Source organism: Streptomyces brasiliensis, from assembly GCF_014647875.1.
Classification (GTDB): domain Bacteria; phylum Actinomycetota; class Actinomycetes; order Streptomycetales; family Streptomycetaceae; genus Streptomyces; species Streptomyces brasiliensis.
This window is the reverse complement of the sequence record NZ_BMQA01000253.1, coordinates 1-805: the sequence shown is the minus strand read 5'-3', so window position 1 is coordinate 805 and position 805 is coordinate 1. Positions and strand designations below refer to the sequence as shown.

Genomic DNA, 805 nt, shown 5'->3' with positions numbered 1-805 from the left:
CGACGGCGAACGTCTTCGAACTGCCGATGTTCTACCAGTACGGGGTGGGCTCGGCCGGGTTCGGTGCCTGGCGGGAGCTTGCCGTGCACACCATGACCACGAACTGGGTTCTCGGCGACGAGTACGCGGGATTCCCCCTGATGTACCACTGGCGGGTTCTGCCTGACTCCCCTCCCGAAGGATTCACCGACGAGTTCGGGGGCCTGGAAGGGGCCGTCGCGCACTGGGAGGGATCACCCGCCGTTCGTAACCGGCTGGAGGCCATTGGCCAGTCCTCGTACAGTCTGGTGGTCTTCCTGGAGCACGTGCCGCACACACTCGCCGGATGGCTGGCCGAACACCGCAAAACCGCCGTGCTGGAAGGCGGGGACGGCTCCCCCTTCCGCTGGGTGGAGGAAGCTCTGATGAGCGGAGCTGCCTTCATGAGTTCTCGCGGACTTGTCCACTTCGATGCTCACTTCGCCAACATCCTGACCGATGGCCGCCAGCTCTACTTCGCTGACTTCGGACTTGCCCTGAGCTCCCGCTTCGACCTTTCGGCGGACGAGTCCAACTTCCTCTCGGACCACCTCGCGTACGACCACTGCTACACCGCGAGCCACCTGCTCCAATACCACTTGCTCGACGACGTGCGCGGTGGCACGGAACGCGAAGTCTTCCTGCACGACTGGATCGCGGGCCGGCGACCTGGCGACATCCCCCCGAGATCACGGCCATCATCGACCGGCACGCACGCCCTACCGTCGTCGTGGACTCCTTCTTCCGCCGTCTGTTCACCGAGAGCAAGCAGACGCCGTTCCCGGCC

At 65.0% G+C, this 805-nt stretch carries 1 pseudogene; it reads left to right on the top strand.

From position 1 onward, the window contains the following. Positions 1-805, top strand: a pseudogene (locus IEZ19_RS50035) (protein kinase family protein); the annotation flags it as partial.